At 61.9% G+C, this 24,932-nt stretch carries 22 protein-coding genes; 15 read left to right on the top strand and 7 right to left on the bottom strand.

Annotation, left to right across the window (positions count from 1 at the left end; all coding sequences use genetic code 11):
• Positions 1 to 151 precede the first annotated feature (151 nt).
• The 6 genes from T3A99_RS07700 (at position 152) to T3A99_RS07675 (ending at position 7,962) form a co-directional block, all read left to right on the top strand.
• Positions 152 to 3,436 carry a transporter substrate-binding domain-containing protein gene (locus T3A99_RS07700; RefSeq protein ID WP_322834180.1) on the top strand — a complete coding sequence of 1,095 codons (3,285 nt, stop codon included), beginning with the start codon at positions 152 to 154 and terminating at the stop codon, positions 3,434 to 3,436.
• A 128-nt stretch (positions 3,437 to 3,564) separates the two neighbouring features.
• Entirely contained in the window at positions 3,565 to 3,999 is a 435-nt protein-coding gene (locus T3A99_RS07695) for a chemotaxis protein CheY (RefSeq protein ID WP_047229284.1), read from the top strand.
• Between the two features lie 115 nt (positions 4,000 to 4,114).
• Positions 4,115 to 4,729 (top strand): response regulator transcription factor, encoded by a 615-nt coding sequence (locus T3A99_RS07690; RefSeq protein ID WP_047229283.1) that lies wholly within the window; start codon positions 4,115 to 4,117, stop codon positions 4,727 to 4,729.
• 180 nt (positions 4,730 to 4,909) lie between these two features.
• Positions 4,910 to 5,776: a pirin family protein gene (locus tag T3A99_RS07685; protein ID WP_160891261.1), complete on the top strand. Its 867-nt coding sequence runs from the start codon at positions 4,910 to 4,912 to the stop codon at positions 5,774 to 5,776.
• Between the two features lie 191 nt (positions 5,777 to 5,967).
• Positions 5,968 to 7,410, top strand: a complete 1,443-nt coding sequence (locus T3A99_RS07680; RefSeq protein WP_322834179.1) for a mechanosensitive ion channel family protein — start codon at positions 5,968 to 5,970, stop codon at positions 7,408 to 7,410.
• Between the two features lie 111 nt (positions 7,411 to 7,521).
• Positions 7,522 to 7,962 (top strand): carboxymuconolactone decarboxylase family protein, encoded by a 441-nt coding sequence (locus T3A99_RS07675; RefSeq protein WP_047229280.1) that lies wholly within the window; start codon positions 7,522 to 7,524, stop codon positions 7,960 to 7,962.
• Between the two features lie 12 nt (positions 7,963 to 7,974).
• Here T3A99_RS07675 and T3A99_RS07670 read toward each other — a convergent pair whose 3' ends face one another.
• The gene (locus T3A99_RS07670; protein WP_047229279.1) at positions 7,975 to 8,739 is read right to left on the bottom strand and encodes an AraC family transcriptional regulator; all 765 of its coding nucleotides are present in this window, start codon (positions 8,737 to 8,739) and stop codon (positions 7,975 to 7,977) included.
• 95 nt (positions 8,740 to 8,834) lie between these two features.
• On the opposite strand from T3A99_RS07670, the gene T3A99_RS07665 reads away from it, so the two are divergent.
• From T3A99_RS07665 to T3A99_RS07650, 4 genes are all read left to right on the top strand, one after another.
• A complete protein-coding gene (locus T3A99_RS07665) occupies positions 8,835 to 9,977 on the top strand; it encodes an MFS transporter (protein WP_047229278.1) in 1,143 nt (380 codons plus the stop codon).
• A 170-nt stretch (positions 9,978 to 10,147) separates the two neighbouring features.
• Complete coding sequence (locus T3A99_RS07660; protein WP_047229277.1) at positions 10,148 to 10,648, top strand: sigma-70 family RNA polymerase sigma factor; 501 nt, start codon at positions 10,148 to 10,150, stop codon at positions 10,646 to 10,648.
• 37 nt (positions 10,649 to 10,685) lie between these two features.
• Positions 10,686 to 11,669, top strand: a complete 984-nt coding sequence (locus T3A99_RS07655) for a FecR family protein (RefSeq protein WP_076383901.1) — start codon at positions 10,686 to 10,688, stop codon at positions 11,667 to 11,669.
• 98 nt (positions 11,670 to 11,767) lie between these two features.
• Entirely contained in the window at positions 11,768 to 14,206 is a 2,439-nt protein-coding gene (locus tag T3A99_RS07650) for a TonB-dependent siderophore receptor (protein ID WP_047229275.1), read from the top strand.
• A 194-nt stretch (positions 14,207 to 14,400) separates the two neighbouring features.
• Here T3A99_RS07650 and T3A99_RS07645 read toward each other — a convergent pair whose 3' ends face one another.
• Positions 14,401 to 15,552, bottom strand: coding sequence for an MFS transporter (locus tag T3A99_RS07645; RefSeq protein WP_047229274.1), 1,152 nt, complete (start codon positions 15,550 to 15,552; stop codon positions 14,401 to 14,403).
• Positions 15,553 to 15,729: 177 nt separating this feature from the next.
• Here T3A99_RS07645 and T3A99_RS07640 point away from each other — a divergent pair, with 177 nt between their 5' ends.
• On the top strand, positions 15,730 to 16,722 hold the full coding sequence (locus tag T3A99_RS07640) for a diaminopimelate epimerase (RefSeq protein ID WP_274090763.1): 993 nt from the start codon (positions 15,730 to 15,732) through the stop codon (positions 16,720 to 16,722).
• Between the two features lie 125 nt (positions 16,723 to 16,847).
• On the opposite strand, the gene codA is transcribed toward T3A99_RS07640, so the two are convergent.
• The 5 genes from codA to T3A99_RS07615 form a co-directional block, all read right to left on the bottom strand.
• Positions 16,848 to 18,095, bottom strand: coding sequence for a cytosine deaminase (gene codA, locus T3A99_RS07635; protein WP_076383904.1), 1,248 nt, complete (start codon positions 18,093 to 18,095; stop codon positions 16,848 to 16,850).
• 14 nt (positions 18,096 to 18,109) lie between these two features.
• Positions 18,110 to 19,381 carry a cytosine permease gene (gene codB, locus T3A99_RS07630; protein ID WP_076383905.1) on the bottom strand — a complete coding sequence of 424 codons (1,272 nt, stop codon included), beginning with the start codon at positions 19,379 to 19,381 and terminating at the stop codon, positions 18,110 to 18,112.
• A gap of 171 nt (positions 19,382 to 19,552) precedes the next feature.
• A complete protein-coding gene (locus T3A99_RS07625) occupies positions 19,553 to 20,383 on the bottom strand; it encodes an alpha/beta hydrolase (protein ID WP_322834178.1) in 831 nt (276 codons plus the stop codon).
• A 78-nt stretch (positions 20,384 to 20,461) separates the two neighbouring features.
• Positions 20,462 to 20,818 carry a 6-carboxytetrahydropterin synthase QueD gene (gene queD, locus T3A99_RS07620; RefSeq protein WP_047229269.1) on the bottom strand — a complete coding sequence of 119 codons (357 nt, stop codon included), beginning with the start codon at positions 20,816 to 20,818 and terminating at the stop codon, positions 20,462 to 20,464.
• A gap of 82 nt (positions 20,819 to 20,900) precedes the next feature.
• Positions 20,901 to 21,980, bottom strand: coding sequence for a patatin-like phospholipase family protein (locus T3A99_RS07615; protein ID WP_322834177.1), 1,080 nt, complete (start codon positions 21,978 to 21,980; stop codon positions 20,901 to 20,903).
• A gap of 163 nt (positions 21,981 to 22,143) precedes the next feature.
• On the opposite strand from T3A99_RS07615, the gene T3A99_RS07610 reads away from it, so the two are divergent.
• Genes T3A99_RS07610 through T3A99_RS07595 form a run of 4 tightly spaced genes read left to right on the top strand, consistent with a single transcriptional unit; the run spans position 22,144 to position 24,738 of the window.
• Positions 22,144 to 22,449, top strand: a complete 306-nt coding sequence (locus T3A99_RS07610) for a PepSY domain-containing protein (RefSeq protein WP_047229267.1) — start codon at positions 22,144 to 22,146, stop codon at positions 22,447 to 22,449.
• Complete coding sequence (locus T3A99_RS07605; protein WP_047229266.1) at positions 22,449 to 22,760, top strand: PepSY domain-containing protein; 312 nt, start codon at positions 22,449 to 22,451, stop codon at positions 22,758 to 22,760. The genes T3A99_RS07610 and T3A99_RS07605 overlap by 1 nt, the downstream gene beginning before the upstream one ends.
• Positions 22,760 to 23,428, top strand: coding sequence for a response regulator transcription factor (locus tag T3A99_RS07600; RefSeq protein WP_047229265.1), 669 nt, complete (start codon positions 22,760 to 22,762; stop codon positions 23,426 to 23,428). Before T3A99_RS07605 ends, T3A99_RS07600 begins: the two co-directional genes overlap by 1 nt.
• The gene (locus T3A99_RS07595; protein ID WP_322834176.1) at positions 23,425 to 24,738 is read left to right on the top strand and encodes an ATP-binding protein; all 1,314 of its coding nucleotides are present in this window, start codon (positions 23,425 to 23,427) and stop codon (positions 24,736 to 24,738) included. The genes T3A99_RS07600 and T3A99_RS07595 overlap by 4 nt, the downstream gene beginning before the upstream one ends.
• The last annotated feature ends 194 nt before the right edge of the window (positions 24,739 to 24,932 follow it).

The raw sequence follows: 24,932 nt of genomic DNA, 5'->3' as shown, positions 1-24,932 counted from the left end.
CACCTCACGTGTCCTGTCTTTCAGGCAGGCGCGTTGACGGTTCGCTGTTCCCTCGCTTTGGCAGTCTGAACCCATCAGCCGGTCTCCCTGACTTGACGTGAAGTCGGGGGTGTTCCGGGCCGACTACGCCAAACGAAACAACCTGAGCCAAATGACGCTGTTCTTACGCACAGGCCTGGTGGCGCTGTTGCTGGGCTTATCAAGTGTGACGCCGCAGGTTGGCGCGGCACCTGAGTCGCTGCAAGTGCTCGGGCGCTCCAGTGTGAGCGACTATTCGGTATCCCTGGGGGCGGCCGACTGGAACTGGCTACGCGGCAAGGGAACGTTGCTGTTGGGGGCCTCGGCGCCGGATTACGCACCGTTCGGTATCACCAGCAATGGCCGCGACTATGAAGGCCTCACTGCTGACTATGCCCAGTTGCTGGGGCAGATGTTGCACGTCGATGTGCGGGTGCAGCGTTACGCGTCACGGGAGGCGTCGCTCCAGGCGCTGCGTAGCGGTGAGATCGACATGCTCGGCACGGCCAACGGCTTCGAAGCCAGCGACCCGGCGTTGGCGATGTCCCAGGCCTATGCCGATGACCTGCCCACCCTGGTGGCCCGCGTCGCGGATAGCCAGGACTTGCCCACGGACTTGGCGGGCATGCGCGTGGCGATGCTGTATCACTATTTGCCCACCGAGACAGTCAAGGCGTTTTATCCGGATGCGGCCTTGCAGTTATACCCCTCGACCTTGAGCGCTATCGGCGCTGTGGCGTTTGGGCAGGCCGACGTTTACCTGGGGGATTCGATCAGCTCCAATTACCTGATCAGCAAGAACTACCTGAACAATGTCCAACTGGCTGATTTCTCACGCATGGAAGTGCAGCCGTTCGCCTTTGCGGTCAGCCGCGAGAACGCACGCCTGCTGCGCATTATCAACGCCGCGCTACAAGCCATCCCCGCCAGTGAACGCATGAGCATCCTGCGGCGCTGGAGCGCTGGCGGCGCGAGCATACCCGGTCAGCAACCCCTGCATTTCAGCGTCAAGGAACAGCGTTGGCTGAATGCACATCCGCGGATCACAGTGGCCGTCAACCAGAACTTCCCGCCACTCACGTTTATCGATGAGCAAGGGCATTTGCGCGGTATCAGCGCCGATGTGCTGGCCAGGATCAGCCTGCGCACCGGCCTGAAGTTCGATATCCAGCGGGGTAACTCGCTTCATGATGTGATCGGGCGCGTCAGAAGCGGTCGGGCCGACGTACTGGCCGCCGCTCCACCGAGCACCGAACTTGAGGGGGCGTTGCGTTTTACCCGGCCCTACCTGAGCAATCCGTTCGTGCTGGTGGCACCCTTGAGGGGCAAGGTCCCGTTGACGTTGGACCAGATGGAGGGCAAACGCCTGGCGCTGATCCGGGGCAATGTGCTGCGTGAGTATCTGCTGGAGCAGTTTCCCCGGGTGCACCTGGTGCCGGCTGAAAACGCGGCGGATGCGATGTCCATGGTCGCCGCCGGCACAGTGGACGGCGCGATCAATTCGCTGATCAGTGCCCGCTATATGATTTCCCGCCAGTACCGCGGCAAACTGCAAATCACCAGTACCGTGGGAACGTTTCCGGAGAGCGTGGCCCTGGCGACTCATCGTGATGCGCCGGAGCTGCATTCGATCCTGGACAAGGCGCTGCTGAGCATTTCTCCCGAAGAAATGGACGAGCTGACCAATCGTTGGCGCAGTGAAGTGGTGATCGACGACAACTACTGGTTGCGCAACCGCACCACTATCGTCCAGGGGTTCGCCATCGCCGCGCTGCTGTTGCTGCTGGCATTGGGGTGGGTCGTTTACCTGCGGCGTCTGCTGGAACAGCTGCGCGTGGCCAAGCAAAGCGCCGATGATGCCAACCGGGCCAAGACCACTTTCCTGGCGACCATGAGCCATGAAATCCGCACCCCCATGAACGCGGTGATCGGCATGCTGGAGCTGGCCCTGAAAAAAGCTGACCAGGGTGTCATGGACCGGTTCGCCATCGAAGTCGCGTCGGGCGCCGCTCGCGGCATGCTCGACTTGATCGGTGACATCCTCGACATCGCCCGCATCGAGTCCGGCAGGTTGTCGCTGACCCCGCAGCGGGCCAACCTGCGGGAACTGATCGAGTCGGTGGCGCGGATCTTTGAAGGCCTGGCCTGGCAGAAACAACTGCACTTACAGCTTGAACTCGACGCCGCGATCAACCGCGACGTATTGATTGATCCGTTGCGTTTCAAGCAGATCGTGTCGAACCTGCTGAGCAACGCCATCAAGTTCACCGACCAGGGGCAGGTGCGCTTGAGTGTGCGAGCCGCACCGGGCGATGACGCGCAGTGCCTGCCGATCCGCCTGCGCGTCGAAGACACCGGCTGTGGTATTTCGGCCGAGGATCAGCGCCGCTTGTTCAGCCCTTTTACCCAGGCCAGCAACAACACCCAGTCGGCCCGCAGCGGCTCCGGGTTGGGGCTGGTGATCAGCCGCACGCTCTGCGAAATGATGGGCGGCACTCTGACGTTGAGCAGCGTGCCGGGGGAGGGCACGCAGATTGAAGTTCTGCTGAGTCTGCCGGCGCTCGATGCCTTGGCTCAAGCGCCGTCGGCGCAAGTCGAGGCGCTGGCACCGGTGCGGGCGCTGAACATTCTGGTGGTGGACGACTACCCGGCCAACCGTTTGCTGCTGTCCCAGCAACTGAGCTATCTGGGCCATCGCGTCCGCGAAGCCGACGATGGTGTCCAGGGGTTGCGCGTCTGGCGTGCTGAACGGTTCGATGTCGTCATTACTGACTGCAACATGCCGTTGATGAGCGGCTACGAACTGGCCCGGGCCATTCGCGAGGCGGAGCGGGCCGAGGGTTTGTCGCCGGGGGTGATCCTGGGTTTCACGGCCAATGCCCAGCCCGAGGAAAAGGCCCGCTGTGTCGAGGCCGGCATGGACGATTGCCTGTTCAAACCCATCAGCCTCAAGGAACTGAACAGCTGCCTGGCTTCGGTCACGCAGGATTGCGCCGCAGTGCCCGATGAGCGGGTGCCTGCGCCGACCACCGGCGACATCGACTTGAGCAGCCTTGAACTATTGAGCGCAGGTGACACGGGCTCAATCAAAAAACTGCTAGTGGAAATGGTCAACAGCAATGCCGAAGACCTGGCGCAATTGATGCGTCTGCTCGCCCGACAAGACCTGCCAGGGCTGGCGGACCTGGCGCACCGGGTCAAGGGGGGCGCGCTGATGATCAGGGCCCAGCGCCTGATTGCCGCCTGCGAAGCCCTGGAAAGTGCCTGCCGTGGCGGCGACCGGTCGTTGCTCGCCGCCGCGGTGGATGACGTGCGCCAAGCCATGGAGCACCTGACTGAACGACTGGAGGCCTATGTGGCGGGGGAGCTTGCTCCCGCTGGGGCGCGAAGTGGTCCCCGCGGGTCTTCTCATGGATAAGCGAGCCGCGTAGTCATCCCGAAGCTACATGCGAAGTACCTTTTTCCTCCCTTTTTTGGGATTCGTCCTACAGCGCCTCTCAAAAGCTTCCTCTAGCCTGACGCCCCTTAACGATTGGGATGCCTGTCATGCCGAACAAAGCATTACGTATCATGATTGCCGACACGCAACATGCTCATCGAATGAGGCTTGAGCACCTGTTCAATCAACAGGGTTATTTTCGGATCGCCCCCGTGAGTGGCCTGCAGGAGCTGTTGACGCTGGTGGAATACGGCAGCGAGCCGTTCGACCTGGTCGTGGTCAATGCCGGCTTGGCCAACGGCGCGCTGAACCTGCACGATTTCATTCTCGATAACCCCCAGCTTCGTCACGCGATGATTTACAACACACCACAGGTCGGCCTGTCCTCGGCGGCGGTCGCGCGGCGGCCGGGCATGCACTTGAGCCCGGCCCAGTTGCCTGACCTTGCGTCACTGGCAAGTCTGATGGAGCGGATTGATCCCCAGGCCAGCGAGTTGACGCGACCCTGGCTTCGCCCTCTCAGGCAAGGTCACGCAGGGTGAAGCTGCACCGTTGGTCGGCACTGTCAGACCTGACAGGTGGCATGGCCCGGCGCCTGTGCAACAGTCCGAAGCAGTCATGGCATCGGCGCCGTTTGCATTTACGTGGGGAGTTGCCTTGAAAGACGTATTGATCGTGGATGACCACCCTGTCATACGAGGGGCATTGCGGCTCATTTGCCAGAACGAGGGGTTTACCGGAGTCAGGGACGCGAGCGGTGTCGCCGACGCCAGGGCGTTGATCAAGGAAAAGGCCCCAGACCTGGTGATTCTGGACCTGGTGATGAACGGATTCGATGGCATGGATCTGTTGGTCTGGATCATGACCCAGTTCCCAGAGTGCGGGGTGCTGGTATTCACTTCCCAGGACGCGCAGCACTTCTGCAACCGCTGCATCTCGGCCGGAGCCAGGGGCTTTGTGACCAAGAAAAGCGACCTGAAAGAACTGATCAAGGCCATTCATGCGCTGAAATCCGGCTACTCCTATTTCCCTCAAATGCCAGTCAGGCTGGATTTTCAACAACGCACTGAACAGCAGACCCTGGAAAGTCTCTCGACCCGCGAGCTATCCATTCTGCGAATGCTGGCCATGGGAATGCGCGGCAAGGACATCGCCGAGGCCTTGTTCCTGAGTCCGAAAACCGTCAGCACCTACAAGACCCGTCTGCTGGAAAAACTCGGACTCAAGACGCTAGTGGGTCTGTCGGATTTCGCCAAGCGCAATCATTTGTGATCCCTGTGTGCGGGCTCATTGCAGCCCCGTGCGATGGCATATCAGTGAAGTTGGGGGGCGATCGTTCTCTCTATAGAACGCTAAGACTGATTTTTGCAGTCTAGTGCGGCTGCGTTCGTGGTTTTAATCTGTGTCCATCGAATCGCAACGTCTGATTCGCAACACGATTGGAGCCACCGCATGAAAAACATCATCGGCGTCTACACCAGCCCCCGAGCCCATTGGGTCGGTGACGGCTTCCCGGTTCGCACGCTGTTTTCCTACGACAACCTGGGCAAGCACATCAGCCCGTTCCTGCTGCTGGACCACGCCGCTCCCACGCAATTCGAACCCACCGCCGAGCGTCGCGGTGTTGGCCAGCACCCTCATCGCGGTTTCGAAACCGTGACCATCGTCTACCAGGGCGAACTGGAACACCGGGATTCCACTGGCAGCGGCGGCAAGATCGGCCCTGGCGACGTGCAATGGATGACGGCCGCTTCCGGGATCATTCATGAAGAGTTCCACTCCGAGGACTTCGCCCGGCAAGGCGGGTTCATGGAGATGGTTCAGCTGTGGGTCAACCTGCCCGCCAAGGACAAAATGGCCCCGGCCGGCTACCAGACAATCCTCAAGAGCGACATTCCGAGCATCGACCTGAAGGACAACGCTGGCAGCCTGCGCTTGATTGCCGGCCGCTTCGAGGGGCATCAGGGCCCGGCGAAGACGTTTACGCCCATCGATGTCTGGGACATGCGCTTGAATGCCGGGAAAAACCTGACCCTCGACGTACACGATGGCTACAACACCGCGTTGGTGGTGTTGCGTGGCACGGTTCAGGTCAACGGTCGCGAGCGGGTCGAGGCCGGGCAACTGGCGTTATTCGACCGGGCCGGCGAGCAGTTGCACCTGCACGCCAATCACGACGCGGTGGTGTTGCTGCTCAGCGGCGAGCCCATCGACGAACCCATCGTCGGTCATGGCCCGTTCGTGATGAACAGCGAGCAGGAAATTCACCAGGCCTTCAACGATTTCCACTCCGGTCGTTTTGGCGCGATGGACGACTGAGGCGAAACAACAGTCAACCCAAAGCAATGTGGGAGCGAGCTTGCTCGCGAACGCGGTGTATCAGGCACATAGACGTTGACTGACACGCTGCATTCGCGAGCAAGCTCGCTCCCACACTGGTTTGGGGTGATCTCTACAGCGTGTTCAATTTGTGCCAATCTTCGCTCCATGACCTTCCTGGAGCTGTCGCGATGCTGTCTCTGATCTCCGATCACCCACTGCTGAGTGCCTTGGTGCTGTTGGTGCTCGACATTCTGCTGTGGCGGCTGGTCAGCGCTGATCGGACTTATTGGAAGATCGGCGGGCGGCTGCTGATTTTTTCGTTGTTCAGCGCGCTGCTGTTCAACGAAGGCCTCAACCCCCTGCAACCGGCGCAGTGGGTTGACGACGTGCCACGCCACTTGGCGGCCACCGGTTTACAAATTGCCTGGTGGCTGTTCGCTGCGCGGACCCTGACGGTGATGATCGGCGCGGTGATGATGCAATGGGTGGGTCATACCGGGCGGCTCTTGCAGGATTTGATCGGCGCGGTGATCTTCCTGATCGCCGTCATCGCTGCCCTGGCGTATGTGCTGGACTTGCCGGTCAAGGGCGTCCTGGCAACCTCCGGGGCGATGGCGATCATCGTCGGCCTGGCCTTGCAGAGTACCCTCAGCGACGTGTTCTCCGGGATCGTGCTCAACACCACCAAGCCCTATCAAGTCGATGACTGGATTTCCATCGATGGCACCGAAGGCCGGGTCACCGACATCGACTGGCGCGCCACGCGGTTGCAGACCGCCCAGGGCAGCATGGCGGTGATTCCCAACTCCTTGGCGGCCAAGGCCAAGATCGTCAACTTCAGCCGGCCCAGCGATGTCCACGGGTTATCCATCAGCATCCCGGTCAGCCCGCATGCACGGCCACAAACCGTGATCGATGCGCTGGAGCGGGCGATGATTGGTTGTCGTTCCCTGCTTGCCAGCCCGGCTCCCTGCGTGACACTCAAGAGCACCGGCAGCACCGGGGCGGAATATGAAATCAGCGGGTTCGTCGCGTCCATGGGCCAGAAGCGCGAGGTGCGCAATCAGTTGTTCGACCTGGCGTTCCGGCATTTGCAGGCATCGGGCGTAAGCCTGTTGTCCACCAGCGAAAGCGCGTCCACCAATGGCGTGTCGCGGCCCCGTGCGTTGCTGGAAAGCTCGAGCATTTTCTCCACCTTGCGCCAGGATGAGAAAGACACCTTCAGCCAGAACATGACCCTGCAGACCTTCCGCGCCGGCGACATGATCCTGCCGGCCGGGGAGGTCAGCGATCATTTGTTCATCATCGAGTCGGGGGTGGTCAGCGTGACCCTGTTTCGTAACGGCCAGCCGTTCGAGGCCGGACGCATGGGGCCGGGAGAGGTTATTGGCGAAGCCGGGATCGTTTCCGACCAGGCCGCGCTGGCGAACTTTTCCGCCAAGACCTTCTGCACCCTTTATCGCATCGAGAAGAGCTACCTCAAACCCTGCCTGGACGCTCGCCGCGACATCAACGACGCGATGAAAAACCTGCTGGACGTGCGCATGCACCTGGCCCAGAACCTGACCCGCGACGTCCCCAAACCGGTGGCCAAGAAGCGCTTCCTGCAATGGTTGCGTAGTCGGGCCTGAGCAAGTATCAAGGGCGTGCATTGGCCCCCCGAACTTCCCAATAATTGGCTATTTGTACCGCGCCACCGCGAGGCTAACGTAGCGCCACACCCAATTGTTCTGGAGTTCACCATGCAACCGCGTATCGATTTCTACACCGCTTCCCCTGAAGCTTTCAAAGCCATGCTGGCGTTCGAAACCGCTGTTTCGAAACTGGGCCTGGAAAAATCCCTGCTGGAACTGGTCAAGCTGCGTTCCTCGCAAATCAACGGTTGCGCCTTCTGCATCGACATGCACACCGCCGATGCCCGCAAGGACGGCGAGACGGAGCGTCGCCTGTATGCCGTGACCGCCTGGCGCGAAGCCCCGTTTTTCACCCCTCGCGAACGCGCCGCGCTGGCCTGGACCGAAGCGCTGACCCGCTTGAGCGACACCCATGCGCCAGACGCCGACTACGAACTGCTGAACCAGCATTTCACGCCCAAGGAAATGGTCGACCTGACCGTGGCAATCAACGCCATCAATGGCTGGAACCGCTTGGCGGTGGGCTTTCGCAAGATGCCTGAGGCGTGAGTCCACCGGCAATCAATCCAGATAGGTCCTCGGTGTACGACCGGTCATGTGCTTGAAAAAGGCGATGAAAGCGCTGTCACTGGCAAAGCCCAGTTCAAAGGCGCTGTAGCTCAGGCTGCGACCAGTGGCGAGCAGTTCAATGGCGCGCATCAGGCGCCATTGCTGGCGCCACTGTTGATAACCCATGCCGGTTTCCCGTTGAAAGATCCGTCCGATGGTTCGGCCGCTGGCACCGATCTTTTGCTCCAGCACCGCCAATGTTGGTGGCAGGTGGTCCAGGGTTGTGAGCAAAGGCGCGAGGCGTTTGTCCTGAGGCAGCGGTAGCAGCATCGGCTGTTCTGCCGCCTCACGGATTTCGTTCAGGCACAACCCCAGCAAGTGCAGGTTGCGACCTTGGGTCCAGTCGCTGTCGAACGCCGCGTCGGTGATCGGCTCGAGTACAGCGTGCAGCAGCGGCGAGACCTCAATGACGCAAACGCGTGAAGGCAGGTCCGCGCACAGCGTCGCCGTCAGGTAGATCGATCGGTAATCCACGCTCTGCTGCATCACCGCCCGATGGGGCGTCAGCGGTGGAATCCAGGCAGCTCGCGACGGGGGCAGCAGGCACAGCTGTTGCGCCAGTGTGATGCGCGCGCAGCCCTGTCGCGTAAATAGCAGTTGCCCGCGTTGATGCTGGTGTAGGCCAGAATCGTGGTGCCCCAGCGTCGCTGCAATGCCGATGACCGGCGCGCTATGACAGTCGGGGTCGAACCGGGCGTGAGCGCCGAGCCAAGCCATAAGTTGTCCGATTTCAAGGATCAGTTGTCAGGCTTTGGATAATACGATAGTCCTGGCTTCGTAGACTGCTCGTCGTTTTTCTAACGAGCGTGCCCATGACTTCTCGTCCGTTCCTCGGCCTGGCGATTGCCTTGGTGATGTTTCCGCAAATTGCCCAGACCCTCTATAGCCCTGCATTGGCAGACATCAGCCTGACCTTTGCCGTCAGCGCCGAAATGGCGGCGCAGATGTTGTCCGTATTTTTCCTGGGATTCGCCTTGGGTGTGGTGGTGTGGGGGGGCGTCTGTGACCGCATCGGCCGAAGGCCCGCCATGCTGGGTGGGTTGGCGTTGTATGCGCTAGGGACGGTGCTGGGCCTGAACGTCGACACCTTCGACGCATTACTGGCCGTCCAGGCTCTGGCTGCGTTTGGTGCGGCGGTCGGTTCGGTGGTCACCCAGACGATTCTGCGTGATCGCTACCAGGGCGCGGAACTGGGCAAGGTTTTTTCGATGATTGGCATTCCCCTCGCGGCCAGCCCGGCGATCGGTTTGTTCAGCGGTGCCAGCCTGGTTCGCTTCTTTGGCTATCAAGGCACACTCGGTGGCCTGTTGATGCTGTCGCTGATTCTACTGTGGTGGAGCGCGCGATCCTTGCCCGAGACGCTTGAGGGCAGTGTCCCGCCGCAACCCTTGTTGACGACTCTGTGGCGCATGCTGAAGGACCCGGACATCTGGCGCTCGTCGTTTTTGGTGGCGGCATTCAACGTCGCCCTGTTCAGCTACTACAACCTCGCTCCGTTCCAGTTCGAACGGCTCGGGTTGAGCCCTGAGCTGTTCGGCTACAGCGGGGCGATTCTGGCGTTGGGTTCGGGTCTGGGGGCGTGGCTGAACAAGCGTCTGCTTGCACGGGGTTTCGACGGCTCTCAGTTATCGGCTGTTGCGGCGATCGTGCTGCTGATGGGGGGGATAAGCGTTCAGGGCCTGCTCGACAGCGCTGGTTTTGTTGTGGCGATGCTGTTGATTGTCCTGGCGTTTGGCATGGCGATACCCAACGTGCTCGGTGCGGCATTGGTACGCTACGGTGATTGCCTGGGCACCGCTGGCGCGCTGTTTGGCCTGTTCTATTACTTGCTGATAGGAGGCGCGTTGATGCTAGCAGCCTGGTTCCAGGCGCTGGGCTGGACCCTGATTCTGTGCGGCTCACTGGCGGTGTGCCTGACGGTTCACCTGATGTGGGAGCGAGCCTGCTCGCGATGACGGTGTATCAGTCAACATCAATGTTGAGGGTCAGTCCGCAATCGCGAGCAGGCTCGCTCCCACAGGATTGTCTTAAGTTTGAAAGCTTCGGACGACAGGCACTGCAATAGGTTTGCTTCGGCTTAATAGGAAGCATTACTATTCACGCCTCGTCCCTACAGCGCAGTGCGATGACCCCCAAGCCGCCCCGCAGACCTGGCTTTTTCGAGCATTACGAAGAGTTGATCGGCACCTGGACCCGTCGTCTGCGCAATCGCCAGCAGGCCGAGGACCTGGCTCACGATACTTTCGTGCGGGTGCTCGAGTCCGATTCGGCTGATGTCCAGCAGCCGCGGGCCTATTTGCACCAGACGGCGCGCAATATTGCGGTGGATGGCTATCGGCGCGAAGATCGGCGGGGCGCCATGGAGGAGGTGGCGCTCGATCACAGCCAGTCGCTTTCGGGCGACCCGGAGCACTACATGCACGCGATCCAGTTGGCGGACTCCATCGAAAGGGCACTGGCCGAGCTGCCGGCCAATTGCCGTACGGTGTTTGTCTGGCAGAAGATCGAAGGCTTGACCCAGGCGGAAATCGCCGAGCGCCTGGGCTTGTCAAAAAACATGGTGGAAAAGTATATGATCCGCACCCTGCGGCATCTGCGCGATCGTCTGGACGGGGCTGGCCAATGATCCGTCGTTATCTTCCACCTGAGCCACAGGACCTTCCATGATGGATAACCGTGAATGCCCGTGCGGGCAGAACCGGGTTCGCGACGAGGCGGCGCAATGGTTCGTACGCTTGCAAGCTCCCGTCATGGGTGTCGATGAGCGCCAGCGTTACGAGGCCTGGCTGGACGAGCATCCTAATCACCGCGACGAAATTCTACTTCTACAGGGGATCTGGAGCGCCACGGATCTGCTGCCCAAGGAACGTCTGCAAGCGTTGTGCGAACCACCCGCCAAACGTCCCCAGCGTCGACCGCTGCTGCGCTTCGCCGTGGCCGCCGGGCTGTTGGCGATGGCGGTCGGGCTGGGCTTGTTCAGCGGCTTGGGTGCTTCCAGCGATTACAGCGCTGAATTTGCCACGGCCCTGGGCGAGCGCCGGCACATCGCGCTGCCGGACGGTTCGGTGATCGACCTCAACAGCCGCAGCCGCGTGCGTGTTCAGTTCGTCCACCATCAACGGCGCGTGGAACTGGCCGAAGGCGAGGCGTTGTTTCGCGTCGAGCATGACGCTGGCCGGCCGTTTACGGTGGAGGCGGGCAACGGCCGGGTGACGGTGACCGGAACGCGCTTCGATGTGCGCCGCGATGCCGACTCAACCCGGGTGGCGGTGGAGCAGGGCAGTGTCAAGGTTCAGGGGCGCGACGCGGCGCAGGCCGAGTTCGTCAGCCTCACGGCCGGCCTTGGCACCCGTATCGATGCGCAGGGCAAGGTCGCCGCACCTTATGGCATCAACGCCGATGAACTCACCGCCTGGCGCCACGGCAAACTGGTGTTCAACAACGCTCCCTTGAGCGAAGTCGTCCAGGAGGTTTCCCGTTATCGCGCTAAACCCCTGCGCGTCGGCAGCGCGGCGGTGGGCAACTTGCGCCTGACCAGCGTGTTTCGTGCCGATAACCCCGAGGCGCTGCTCAAGGCTTTGCCCAACATCCTGCCGGTGGCCGTGCGCACCCTGGATGACGGCAGCCAGGAAATAATTGCGCGGTAAATTCAGGTTTTTTTCGAGTTCTTCGTCTTCTTGTCCAACTGCAACTGGTTTGCATTAACAGACGCGTATTCTTGCGATTCAACAGGACAAGGTTCGACGTGAAAACCACCTTCAAAAACAACAACCGCGCCCCCGCCCGCTGGCTGCCGCTGGCCCTGACCCTGGCCGTCAGTGCCGCATTGCCCCAGGCCTTCGCCGATCAGGCGGCCACGTCCATTCACATCCAGGCGCAGCCGCTGGGCCAGGCCTTGAGCCAGCTCGGCCAGCAGACTTCTTTGCAGGTGTTCTTCAGCCCGGAGCTGGTGGCCGGCAAGCAAGCCCCGGCGGTGGACGGCAACTTGTCCCCAGAAGCGGCCCTGGGCCAACTGCTGCAAGGCAGCGGCCTGCAATACCAGATCAATGAAGGTTCGGTGACCGTGCTGCCGGCGCCCTCGGCGTCCACTGGCGGCCCGCTGGAACTGGGGGCCACCGACATCCAGGTGGTCGGTGACTGGCTCGGCGATGCCAATGCCGAAGTGGTGCAGAACCATGCCGGCGCGCGCACGGTAATCCGCCGCGAAGCGATGGTGGAGCAGGGGGCCATGAACGTCGGCGATGTGCTGCGGCGCGTGCCGGGGGTGCAGGTGCAGGATGCCAATGGCACCGGCGGCAGCGACATCTCCCTGAACGTCGGCGTGCGCGGTCTCACTTCGCGCCTGTCGCCCCGTTCCACGGTGCTGATCGACGGCGTGCCGGCGGCGTTTGCGCCTTATGGTCAGCCGCAACTGTCCATGGCGCCGATTTCTGCGGGCAACTTGGACAGCATCGACGTGGTGCGCGGCGCCGGGTCCGTGCGTTACGGGCCGCAGAACGTCGGCGGCGTGATCAACTTCGTGACCCGCGCGATTCCGGAAAAAGCCACCGGTGAAATCGGCACCACCCTGGAAACCTCCCAGCGCGGCGGCTGGAAGCACATCGACAGCGCTTTTCTCGGCGGCACGGCCGATAACGGCATGGGCGTTGCGCTCCTGTATTCGGGGGTCAACGGTAATGGCTATCGCCGCAGCAACAACGACAATGACATCGACGACGTCATCCTCAAGACCCATTGGGCGCCCACCGAGGTGGATGATTTCTCGCTGAACTTCCATTACTACGACGCCAAGGCTGACATGCCCGGCGGCCTGACCCAGGCGCAATACGACGCGGACCCGTATCAGTCCGACCGTGACTGGGACAACTTTGCCGGCCGGCGCAAGGACGTGTCGTTCAAGTGGATCCGCGAGATCAGCGAACGCACCCAGGCCGAAGTGCTGACCTATTATTCCGACAGCTACCGTGGCAGCACCATCGCCTCCCGGGACCAGCGCAACCTGGCGTCCTACCCGCGTACTTACTACACCTTCGGCATCGAACCGCGGGTGTCCCATGTGTTTGACCTGGGCTCGACCACCCAGGAAGCCAGCGTCGGTTATCGCTACCTCAAGGAAGGCATGCACGAAGAGGCCAGTCGCCTGGCGCTGCGCGATAACCAGCCGGTGGTGCGGCCGGGGTCCGATGGTCACGTCTATCAGGACCGCACTGGTGGCACCGAAGCCCATGCGGTCTACATCGATGACAAGATTGATGTCGGCAAGTGGACCATCACCCCGGGCATCCGTTTCGAACGCATCAGCACCCAATGGCACGACCGCCCGGTGCTCGACACCGACGGCAGTCCGGTACAGGAAAAACGCCGCAGCATCGACAGCAACGAACCGCTGCCGGCCTTGAGCGTGATGTATCACCTGTCCGATGCCTGGAAGCTGTTCGCCAACTACGAGACGTCGTTCGGCAGCCTGCAATATTTCCAGCTCGGCCAGGGCGGCGACGGCAACAACACCGCCAACGGCCTGAACCCGGAAAAAGCCAAGACCTACGAGATCGGTACCCGCTACAACGATGACGTCTGGGGCGGGGAAGTGACGCTGTTCTACATCGACTTCGACGACGAGTTGCAGTACATCAGCAACGATGTGGGCTGGACCAACATGGGCGCCACCAAGCACCAGGGCCTGGAAGCCTCGGTGCGCTACGACATGGCCGCGCTGGACCCACGCCTGGAAGGCCTGAGCGCCAATGCCGGTTTCACCTACACCCGCGCAACTTATGAAGGTGATATTCCAAGCTTCAAGGGCCGTGACCTGCCGTTCTACTCGCGTCAGGTGGCGAACCTGGGGTTGCGTTATGAGATCAATCGCTGGACTTACAACCTCGATGCCTTTGCCCAGTCTAAGCAACGCTCACCCGGCAACAGCGTGAACCCCGACGGCAGCTTCAGCGACGATTACATCACCGACGGCAGCGCCGATGGACGCTACGGTGACATGCCGGGTTACGTGCTCTGGAACGTGCGCGCTGGCTACGACTTCGGATCGCAACTATCGAACCTGAAGGTCGGCGCCGGGGTGAAGAACCTGTTCGACCATCAGTACTACACCCGCTCCAGCGACAACAACTCGGGCATCTATGTCGGCGCACCGCGTACGTTTTTTGTGCAGGCGAGCGTGGGGTTCTGATGAAAAACCAGGATTGACGCGTACTCCTGTGGCGAGGGGATTTATCCCCGTTGGGCTGCGCAGCAGACCCAAAGCGGCAGACTCAATCTGCCTGACACACCGAGTTAGTGATTTTAGGGCTGCTTCGCAGCCCAACGGGGATAAATCCCCTCGCCACAGATAAATCTCCTTTCCACAGAGAGGGGTGTAACGCCTCAAACCTTCAACACTTTCCCACTGACCGCCACCGCCACCAACGACAGCGCGATCAACCCGAACGCAAAGCTCAGGCTGCTGCCATGGGCGACGAATCCGATCAGCGCCGGGCCTGCGAGGATGCCGGCGTAGCCGATGGTGGTGATGGCCGGTACGGCGATCGCTTCAGGCATCAGCGTCTGCTTGCCGACCGCGGTGTACAACACCGGCACGATGTTCGAACACCCGGCCCCGACCAACGCATACCCCAACAGCGCCGCCTGCCACATCGGTGCCAGGGTCGCCAGCAGGAACCCGGCCGCAGCGGTCGCGCCGCCGTAGATAATCACGCGTCTGGCGCCCAGGCGATGCACCACCGAATCCCCCGTCAGGCGGCCGACGGTCATGGTCAGCGCGAACGCGGCATAACCGAGCCCGGCATAGGCGGTTTCCACTCCACGCTCGGCCGTCAGAAATACCGCGCTCCAGTCCAGCACCGCGCCTTCGGCCAGGAATACGATGAAACACAAGATGCCGATAAACAGCACCACGCCGTGGGGAATGGCAAACGCCGGGCCCGAACTTTCACTGCCATAGGGCAGCAGATGCGGCGCCGCCTTGAACAGCGCCACCAGCAACAGTGCATTGACCACCAGCGTCGCCCCCAGGGGCGAAAGGCCGAGGCCGAGCAGCGCGCTCACACCGGCCGCGCCAATGATCCCGCCGAGGCTGAACATGCCGTGAAAACCCGACATCATGGTCTTGCCGCTGGCCCGCTCGACGATCACCGCCTGCAGGTTGACGGTCGAGTCCACGGTGCCGAGGCCGGCGCCAAACAAAAACAAGGCTGCCACCAGCCAGGGCAAAGACGTCATCGTTGCCAGCGCGGGCAAGGCCAGGCAGATCAGAATCGTGCCGCCACTGAGCACCCGCCGGCAGCCAAATCGCGCCGCCAGTGCGCCGGAAATCGGCATCGCCAGAATCGACCCCACCCCAAGGCACAACAACAGCAACCCAAGAGTGCCTTCGTCCAGGTTCGCCCGCACCTTGGCGTACGGCACCAGCGGCGCCCAGGCCGCGATCCCGACACCGGCGATGAGATAGGCAATGCGGGTGGACATCTGTTCCAGGCGTCCGGGGATGAAGGTTGGCGGTGGGGTAATGGCAGTCATGAAACGTCCTTGGTTTGGCGAGGCGATGGTGCGGGCGGGCCCTATGCTTGCACATCCACTGACCGCGCCGCGACCTCAAGGTGCCGAAGAGGTGTGTGGGTGGCAAGCACGCTTTGCCTGCACAGCCTTGGCCGGAATAAAGTACCGGCTTTCGCTGGCTGAATCCGGGTCTGGTCCATGACGCAGTTCTATGATGCACGGGGCAATATTTATGGCGTGGTCTCACCGCAGCAGGTCCGTGCCCAAGGCATTGACCTGCCGCCGACAGCCGCCCAGGCTGCCCAGGCCCGCCAGGCCTGGACCCGCGCCGCAGTGCAGGCCTTCTGTAGTTGGGCGCCGGGTCAGGCGCCGCCGGATGCCAAGGCCCATTGCAGCGATGGTCTGCTGATCGGCCCGTTCCAGAATGAGCCACCTTTTGACCTGTTGATCGTCAACACCGACGGGACCCTGGCCGAGCGCAGCGGCAATGGCCTGACGATTTTCTCCCAGGCGCTCAAAGAGCAAGGTTTGATGCCGAGCGACGGCGAATGTGTGCTACAGGTTCATCACGACAAACGTGAAGGCGTGTCACCGCTGCAAACGGCGGTCCGCGTAGCGGAGTTCGAAGGTCTCTCGGGTTTCTGGCTGGACTTGGGAAAACCACTTTTCGGCCCCGGCGCTGTCGCGGCTCAAGGCGTGCAAAGCGTGATCGTCAACCAGCGCGAAGTCAGCCGTGTGGCTGCGCTTCATGCTTTGAATCCGGCCTGGGGCAGCAGTCAGTTCGTGAACATTGGCAACCCGCACTGCGTGACCCTGGTGGACAGCGCCGAGACGTTGCCAAGTAACCCGCAAATGCGTTCCCCAGCGTTGGCGCAAAGCCTGACGCGCATTGCCTATGCGCCGCCCGGTGGGTCCGGGATTCCCTGCCCGGCGGGGGTGAATCTGCAGTGGGCTTGGCGCCAGGCCGAAGCAAGCATTGCCGCGCGGATTTTTGAACGAGGGGAAGGTCCCACCGCTTCTTCGGGCACCAGTGCCAGTGCGGTGGCGTGCGCCGCGTGGCGAGTGGGTTGGGTGAAGGCGGGGGCGGTGAGTGTGGTGATGCCGGGTGGCACTGCACCGATTCTGCTGGAAGAACAGGCGGGTGAGCTGATGCGGGTCAGGTTGTTTGGTATTGCGCGGTCTGTGTCATAGACGATCTGCGCCGCAGCCAATGACGCCATCGCGAGCAGGCTCGCTCCCACATTCGATCTTCAGCGGGCACAAAAATGCGCGTACGGCGCCGCTCCACTGTGGGAGCGAGCCTGCTCGCGATGACCTCAGCCTGGCTGAACCGCAAACTCCACCATCGGCATCTGCCGCTTCATCAGCACTTCGCCATTGCGAATGGAGTAAAGCGGTAGGCCCTGGCTACGGATCACTTCGTAGTCACTGTCGGCCGAGAGGATCAGCAGATTCGCCGGGCGCCCGGCTTCCAGGCCGTAGCGCTCGCCCAGGGCCATGGCCTTGGCGCTGTTATCAGTGACCAGGTCCAGGGCGCTTTGCAGGTTGCGGTAACCCAGCATGTGGCAGATGTGCAGGCCAGCTTCCAGCACCCGCAGGATATTGCCGTTGCCTAGGGGATACCACGGGTCGACGATGGAGTCCTGGCCGAAGCACACGTTCATCCCCGCTTCGAGCAATTCGTTGACCCGGGTGACGCCGCGGCGTTTAGGGAAGTTATCGAAACGTCCTTGCAGGTGGATGCTTTCGGTGGGACAGGAAACGAAGCTGATGCCCGAGTGCCCGAGCAGGCGAAACAGCTTGGCGCAGTAGGCATTGTCATAGGAGCCCATGGCCGTGGTGTGGCTGGCGGTGACGCGGGCGCCCATGTCGCGGCTGCGGGCTTCTTCGGCCAGCACTTCGAGAAAGCGCGAGTGCGGGTCGTCGGTCTCGTCGCAATGCACGTCCACCAGGCAACCGGTGCGCTCGGCCAGGTCCATCAGGAATTTCACCGAGCTTACGCCTTGATCCCGGGTGTACTCGAAATGCGGAATGCCGCCCACCACGTCGGCACCCATTCGAATTGCTTCCTCCATCAGTTCGCGGCCGTTGCGGTAGGACTCGATGCCTTCCTGGGGAAACGCGACGATCTGCAGGTCGATCAGGTGACGACTTTCCTCACGCACTTCAAGCATGGCTTTGAGGGCGGTGAGGTCAGGATCGGTGACATCGACATGGGTGCGCACATGCTGGATGCCATGGGCGGCCAATGCCTGGATGGTTTTTTTGGCGCGGGTCTTGGTGTCTTCCTGGGTGATGGTGGCCTTGCGCTCGCCCCAGCACTCGATGCCCTCGAACAGCGTCCCGCTCATGTTCCAGCGGGGTTCGCCGGCGGTGAGGGTGGCATCCAGATGAATGTGCGGTTCGACGAACGGCGGCACCACCAGATTACCGCCGGCGTCGAGGTCTTGCGGGCCGAGGCTCGGGGCTTCGGTCTGGCGTGCAATGCTGGCGATCAGGCCGTTTTCCAGGTGCAGTTCATGCAAGCCTTCGCGGTTGCGCAGGCGGGCGTTGATGATGTGCATCAAGCGAGTCCTTCTCAAAGATCTTGGAGGGGGGTATCGGTGGCGCGAATTCCCAATAGGCCGATCAATATCACATACGTTAGCGCGCCGGTGGCGATTCCTACCAGTGGCGCAACCCAAGGCGAAGTGAACGCCGCGAGGGTGCCTGCGCCGTACGCAAACAGCCCCGGCCAGTTGAAGGCCGGCAGCTGCGCTTGGGCCAGACGCGGATAGCGGCCGCGCCAGCGGAAGAAGAAATCGGCCATGATCACTCCGCCAATCGGCGGGATCACCGTGCCCAGCAAAATCAGGTAAGGCACCAGCAGATCGTACATGCCCAGCAGGGCCAGCAGTGTGCCGATCGCCGCGCCGCCCAGGGTCACGGTTTTGCGCCGACGGGTGCGCAGCAGGTTGCAGCCGGCCACGGCAAAGTTATAGATGGTGTTGTCCTGGGTGCTCCAGATGTTGAGCAGCAGCATCGCCATCGCCGCCATGGCGAAGCCTTGCAGCAGCAGCACTTCCACCACGTCCGGCTGCTGATAGACGATGGCTCCGTAGGCGCCGATCAATACCATCAGGCCGTTGCCGATGAAAAAGCCGATCAGGCTTGCCAGCACCGCGATCTTCGCCGAGCGGGAAAACCGCGTCCAGTTGGTCGCCTGGGTGGCACCGCTGACGAACGTGCCGAATACCAGCGTGATGGCGGTGGACCAATCGAGGCTGCCCGTCGGCACCACCGCCAGCAACCCATCCAGGCCACCGACCTTTACCGTCGCGACCCACATCGACAACATCAGCAACAACATCATGGCCGGCACGGCGATGTACGACAGGATCTCCAGCCCGCGATAACCGATGTAGGCGGTGACGCAGAACCCCAGGCCGAACAACACCATCAGCCCCAGCACGGTGCCTTCGTTCAAATGAAAATACTTGCCCAGTACCACCGCCGCCGTCGCCGTGCCCCAGGCGTACCAGCCGATCTGGGTGAAACCCAGGATCAAGTCGCTGAGCTTGCTGCCCACCTCACCGAAACAGAAGCGACCCATCAGCACCGAATTGAGCCCGCTCTTGAAGGCGATATAACCCAGGCCGGCGGCGTACAGGCCCAACAGCAGATTGCCGATCACGATGACCGTGAGCATTTCGGCAAAACCGAACGCTACCCCCAGCTTGCCACCGGCAAACATCGTGGCGGTGAAAAAGGTGAAGCCCAGCAGCACCATGGCCGTGGAGGCCAGGCCCTTGCGGGCATGCATCGGGACTTCGCTCAAGGGATAGTCGTTGCCCGGATCGTTTTGAGTCATGTGGAGGTCCTTGCGCAGGAGGAAGATGTCGCAAGCGTGCAGCGCCCGTGCCAAGCGAGTGATCGCGAGGTTATTTATAGCCAATCCTTGGTATTGGGTAAGTGAAGAGAACGAAAGCAGTGCGGCGGTGGTTCAAGTTGGAACACAGTTTCCACTGCCTATGCGGTTTCTTCAGGTGGGAGAGTGCAGCGCTAGAAACCGCAACACTGCCGCGACGATGGCCTCCGGCGCGTCTTCCTGGACCAAATGCCCGGCATTGGGAACGGGATGAAACTGTGCGCCCGGTATCATCCGTTGCAACGCACGACCGCGTTCGATGGGGATCCACTGATCGTCTTCTCCCCAAAGGATCTGCGTCGGGCAGCGCACGGTTGCATACAGCGGTTCGACCTCGCGGGTATAGCGTTCGTCCATCTGCGCGATCTGCCGATAGAGCGCGGCCTGGCCGGTCTCGCCAAGCCAGGGCTGCACGTACGGCGCCAGTTCTTCATCGGGGATCTGCCTGTTGATCGCACCCCGGATATAGGTCGGTACGATGGCCCGCTGAATGTAATCGGGCAGGCCGCTGAACGCCGCTTCGTACTGGCGCACATGCTGGACAAAAGGTGAACCCCAGGGCGACAGCGCCACCGGATCGATCAGGGTCAGGCTGCGGTAGTGCTTGCCGTTGAGCAGGTGCGTGCGCAGGGCGGTTGCGCCACCAAAATCGTGGGCCACCACGTCCGGGCAATCCAGGCCCCAGTGTTCCAGCAACTGCGCGAGCAAGTGGTTTTGCACACCGAGGGAAACGTCGGCGTCCGGTTGTGCGGATTGGCCGTAACCCAGCAGGTCAAAGTAATGCACCTTGTGAGTGGCGAAGAACAGCGGGGCGATTCGGTGCCACACGTAGGAAGAGAAGGGCGTGCCGTGGACAAACACCAGCGGCGGGCCGTCGCCGTGGACGGCGTAACGGATGCGGTGTCCGTTGAAGTTGTATTCGTGATCCAGGGGCCAGTGGCTCATGGTCGCGTCCTCTTGGCATGTTCGAGCCAAAAAGCATAGACACAAAAAAAGCCAATGCCACAGGTCCCTGTGGCCCGCTTACTCGCCGCGGTAGATGCAACCGCTGGTGCAGGTCTCATGGATGCGAATGGCACTGAGTTCCGGCAACAATGGCTTCAACTGTTCCCAGATCCACTTGGCCAGGACTTCGCTGGTGGGGTTTTCCAGGCCGGGAATGTCGTTGAGGTAGTTGTGGTCCAGGCGCTCGTAGAGCGGCTTGAAGATCGCCTTGATCTCCGAGAAGTCCCGAATCCAGCCGGTGTGCGGGTCGATGTCGCCGCTCAGGTGAATCGCCACTTTGAACGAGTGGCCGTGCAGGCGGCCGCACTTGTGACCGTCTGGCACGTGGGGCAGGCGGTGGGCGGATTCGAAGGTGAATTCTTTGAAAATTTCCACAGGTTCAGGCTCTTTAAGGTAGCGGTCGCGAGGCAGGCGGCGGAGTTTATCAGTTTGGTTCCGCGTTGCGCGACCGTGCTGACTAAAGGGTCAGCAAACGCCCGCCCAGCCCACCGTTGGCCGCCAGTTCAAGAAACTCGTCACCGAGTCGGCGGCTTTCGTCCATCGCCGTGCGCCAGTATTTGCGGCGGCTGGTGTCATCGCCCATGAAACGCTTGAAGTCGTTACGGTCCGGCAGCTTGCCGAAGGGCAGGCGCGCCAGGTATTCACGGGACGGCGCCAGTAACAGCACGTCCTGCAGGCGCTCGACGTTCCCCCGGCGCCATGGCAGGCCCTTGTCGAACCAGCCGGGAATGACCCGGTCGGTGAAGTGCGGATACAGCACGATGTCTTCGCCGCTGTAGGGCAGGTCCAGGTGGTAGTCCAACAGGCCGCCGTCGCGGTAGGTGCCAACGCCGGCGCCGGGCAGGTCGCGCACGCCCTCCATCACCATCGGGATCGAGCCGGATGCCAGCAGCGCCTGGCGCAGATTACCGGCCTCCAGCGTGACGAAGCGTGACGGAAAGTCGTTCAATGGGTGCAACGGCGGCGCCCGGCGTGGGTCGTGGACGATCAGCCGTTCGAAATGCCGCGACAGGCGCGCTCGGCCCCGCAGGTTGTCGGCGATCACCGACGACAATCCCAGGCCGAGTCGCCCGCGATGATCCTGGGCCAGCCAGCCGTGACTTTTGACCACCATGATGTTGAGTCGGTAATGCGGGTTGTCGAGGATCGACGTGTCGCGGCCCTGAAGCAGATCATCGAGCATGCGCTGCGAACTCTGGCTCACCCCGGCCATGGTCACGCCTTTGGCAAAGCTTTGCTCGTTGTACAAGGTGCCCAGGCGCCGGATCCCCTCGGCGGCATCCGGCAGGCAGGCGCTGGCGAAGCGCCAGGAGCCCACCGAAGCACCGATCAGCGAGCGCTCCCGGGGCGCGGCGGGCAGCCACTCGCCAAACAGCGCCAGGTCCAGCCCCTGAATGCCCAAGGCCTTGGGGCCACCGGCGGCGCCCGGCAGAATGCCGACATCGGCAGCGTTCAGGCCAGCCTGGCGAATGCGTGCCAGAGCACGAGGGCCGGCCTTGAGGGTCAGGGCAGGGAACTTGATGTGGATGGCGGTCATACCGGTCTCGAATGGTGCAACGGATAATTTAACGGCGTCAGCCCTGTGGCAGCGAACAGGTTCGCTCCCACATTGATCTGTGTTCAATGATGGCAATTCAGTTTCAGTTAAGTTCGCCCCGATACAGTTCCCCGGTGAAGATTACAAAAAAAGGAGACAACCCATGAACCGCCTGACTGCCTTTTTCATCGTTACCCTGATGGCCATCAGTGGCCTGGCCAGCGCACGAGACCTCACGGCCGACGAAGCCCAAAAGCTGCAGGACGCTGGTACCATTCTGTCGGTTGAAAAACTCAACGCCACTGCCTTGTCCAAACACCCTGGCGCCACCTTGACCGATACCGAGCTGGAACAAGAATACGGCAAGTACATCTATCAGGTGGACTTGCGCGATGCCCAGGGCGTTGACTGGGAACTTGAATTGGACGCGGTTGACGGCAAGGTACTCAAGAATCATCAGGATCTGTAATGAAGCTTAATTTACGCCCCCGCAGCCGTTGGGGGCTGGCGCTGCTGGTGTTCTGTTCACTGGCCGTCGCTCGAGACCTGGACCAGGATGAGGCCCTGCAATTGCGGCAGCAGGGCGTGATCCTGCCCCTGGAACATTTGCTGCAACAGGCGCTGGATCGCCACCCCGGCGCCAAACTGCTGGAGGCCGAGCTGGAAGAAAAACACGGCGTCTATATTTACGAGGTCGAATTGCTGGCTACCGACGGCGTTGTGCGCGAACTGGACCTGGAGGCCGCGACCGGCCGTTTACTCAAAGATGAGGAAGACTGATGCGCCTGCTTCTGGTGGAAGATCATGTTCCCCTGGCCGACGAAGTGATGGCCGGGCTGACGCGGCAGGGTTATGCCGTCGACTGGCTCGCCGATGGTCGCGACGCGGTTTATCAGGGCAGCAGCGAGCCTTATGACCTGATCATCCTCGATCTCGGCTTGCCGGGGGTGCCGGGGCTTGAAGTGTTGGCCCAATGGCGCGCGGGCGGCCTGAGCACGCCTGTGCTGATCCTGACCGCCCGTGGTTCCTGGGCCGAACGCATCGAAGGCCTCAAGGCCGGGGCCGACGATTACCTGACCAAACCCTTTCATCCCGAAGAGCTGCACCTGCGGATCCAGGCATTGCTGCGCCGCTCCCATGGCCAGGCCAACCAGCCGACGCTTCAGGCGGCCGGGCTGCATCTGGATGAAGGTCGCCAGTGTGTGAGCCGCGACGGCACCGAAATCCAACTGACCGCGGCCGAATTTCGCCTGCTGCGCTACTTCATGCTTCATCCTGAGCAAATCCTTTCCAAGAGCCATCTCGCTGAACACCTGTATGACGGTGAAACCGAGCGCGATTCCAATGTGCTGGAAGTCCATGTCAATCACTTGCGGCGCAAGCTGGGCCGCAGCGTGATCGAAACCCGTCGCGGCCAGGGTTACCTGTTCGGCGGGCAGGCGCAGTGAGATCGATCCAGCGGCGTCTGAGCCTGGGCCTGATCGGTGTGATGGTGGTGGTCGGCGTGGTTCTGGCGCAGACCAGTCTGTGGTTGTTCGAGCTGGGTCTGCAGCGGTATCTGGAGGCGGGGCTGCGCAACGACAGCGAGAACCTGCTAGTGGCCCTGGTGCGTGGTCCGCAAGGCCTGCAACTGGATGAGCGACGCTTGTCGCCGGCTTATCTGCGACCATTTTCCGGGCATTATTTCCGCATCGATTTTGCCGATACGCATTGGCGCTCCCGCTCCCTTTGGGACCAGGAGTTGCCCCATCTCGACCATCCGGGACTGCACAGCAACCTGCAATTGGGGCCTGAAGGTCAGAAGCTGCTGGTCCTGCGCACCGACTATCGGCGTCTGGGCCAGGCCATTTCCATCAGCGTGGCCCAGGACTACACGCCCGTGCGGGACAGCTTCCTGCGCATGCAGCAGATCGGCCTGGGACTTGGGTTGGCGGGGTTGCTGTTGATTCTGTTGTTGCAACGCATCACGGTGCACCGCGCCTTGCGCCCGCTGGACAAAGCCCGGGAGCAGATCGCCCAGTTGCAGCGCGGGCAGCGTTCGCAACTTGACGAACAGGTGCCGCGGGAACTGGAACCGCTGGTGGCGCAGATCAACCATCTGCTGGCCCACACCGAGGACAGCCTCAAACGTTCACGCAACGCCCTGGGCAACCTGGGTCACGCCCTGAAAACTCCACTGGCGGTGCTGCAAAGCCTGGCCTCGAATGAAAAACTCGACCCTTACCCCGAGCTGCGCAAGCTGTTGCTCGAACAACTGGAACAGGTCCGTCAGCGCCTGAACCGCGAACTCAACCGCGCCCGACTGTCCGGCGATGCCTTGCCCGGTGCCCATCTTGACTGCGACGCGGAACTGCCGGCGTTGCTGGCCACGCTGAACATGATCCATGGTGAGCACTTGCACTTGGCTTACGTCGCGCCGCCCGGCCTGCACCTGCCCTGGGATCGTGAAGATCTGCTGGAACTGCTGGGCAACCTGCTGGACAACGCCTGCAAATGGGCCGACGCGCAAGTGCGCCTGACCGTGAGCGAGACAGCCGAAGGGTTCAGCCTGGCGGTGGAAGACGATGGGCCAGGCATTCCCGCAGACCGCCGCGATCAGGTCTTCAGCCGCGGCACGCGGCTTGATGAACAGACCGACGGCCACGGCCTGGGGCTGGGCATCGTGCGGGACATCGTCGACACCTGGGGCGGGACACTGGCGCTGGGCGACAGCGAGTGGGGCGGGCTGAAGGTCACGATCGGATTGCCTAAGCGCTGATCTCTGGTGGGAGCGAGCCTGCTCGCGATAGCGCCGGGTCAGCCACTTCAATATCAACTGACAGACCGCCATCGCGAGCAGGCTCGCTCCCACATTGTTTTGGGGCTGGACTCAAGATATCGGTGCGTTCCCGCTCTCATGCGGATATAAAACCCGCCGCATGACCCTTGCAGCTTCTCGCCGCTTCCTGCAAA

The sequence above is a fragment of the Pseudomonas sp. N-137 genome (assembly GCF_034555295.1).
Lineage (GTDB): Bacteria > Pseudomonadota > Gammaproteobacteria > Pseudomonadales > Pseudomonadaceae > Aquipseudomonas > Aquipseudomonas rhizophila.
This window is presented reverse-complemented; position numbering and strand designations above follow the sequence as displayed.

Bases quoted from the DNA above. Each gene is read 5' to 3' on its own strand.
- T3A99_RS07700 (WP_322834180.1), top strand. From the start codon at position 152: ATGACGCTGTTCTTACGCACAGGCCTGGTGGCGCTGTTGCTGGGCTTA.
- T3A99_RS07695 (WP_047229284.1), top strand. From the start codon at position 3,565: ATGCCGAACAAAGCATTACGTATCATGATTGCCGACACGCAACATGCT.
- T3A99_RS07685 (WP_160891261.1), top strand. From the start codon at position 4,910: ATGAAAAACATCATCGGCGTCTACACCAGCCCCCGAGCCCATTGGGTC.
- T3A99_RS07680 (WP_322834179.1), top strand. From the start codon at position 5,968: ATGCTGTCTCTGATCTCCGATCACCCACTGCTGAGTGCCTTGGTGCTG.
- T3A99_RS07675 (WP_047229280.1), top strand. From the start codon at position 7,522: ATGCAACCGCGTATCGATTTCTACACCGCTTCCCCTGAAGCTTTCAAA.
- T3A99_RS07670 (WP_047229279.1), bottom strand. From the start codon at position 8,739: ATGGCTTGGCTCGGCGCTCACGCCCGGTTCGACCCCGACTGTCATAGC.
- T3A99_RS07665 (WP_047229278.1), top strand. From the start codon at position 8,835: ATGACTTCTCGTCCGTTCCTCGGCCTGGCGATTGCCTTGGTGATGTTT.
- T3A99_RS07660 (WP_047229277.1), top strand. From the start codon at position 10,148: ATGACCCCCAAGCCGCCCCGCAGACCTGGCTTTTTCGAGCATTACGAA.
- T3A99_RS07655 (WP_076383901.1), top strand. From the start codon at position 10,686: ATGATGGATAACCGTGAATGCCCGTGCGGGCAGAACCGGGTTCGCGAC.
- T3A99_RS07645 (WP_047229274.1), bottom strand. From the start codon at position 15,552: ATGACTGCCATTACCCCACCGCCAACCTTCATCCCCGGACGCCTGGAA.
- T3A99_RS07640 (WP_274090763.1), top strand. From the start codon at position 15,730: ATGACGCAGTTCTATGATGCACGGGGCAATATTTATGGCGTGGTCTCA.
- codA (WP_076383904.1), bottom strand. From the start codon at position 18,095: ATGCACATCATCAACGCCCGCCTGCGCAACCGCGAAGGCTTGCATGAA.
- codB (WP_076383905.1), bottom strand. From the start codon at position 19,381: ATGACTCAAAACGATCCGGGCAACGACTATCCCTTGAGCGAAGTCCCG.
- T3A99_RS07625 (WP_322834178.1), bottom strand. From the start codon at position 20,383: ATGAGCCACTGGCCCCTGGATCACGAATACAACTTCAACGGACACCGC.
- T3A99_RS07615 (WP_322834177.1), bottom strand. From the start codon at position 21,980: ATGACCGCCATCCACATCAAGTTCCCTGCCCTGACCCTCAAGGCCGGC.
- T3A99_RS07610 (WP_047229267.1), top strand. From the start codon at position 22,144: ATGAACCGCCTGACTGCCTTTTTCATCGTTACCCTGATGGCCATCAGT.
- T3A99_RS07605 (WP_047229266.1), top strand. From the start codon at position 22,449: ATGAAGCTTAATTTACGCCCCCGCAGCCGTTGGGGGCTGGCGCTGCTG.
- T3A99_RS07600 (WP_047229265.1), top strand. From the start codon at position 22,760: ATGCGCCTGCTTCTGGTGGAAGATCATGTTCCCCTGGCCGACGAAGTG.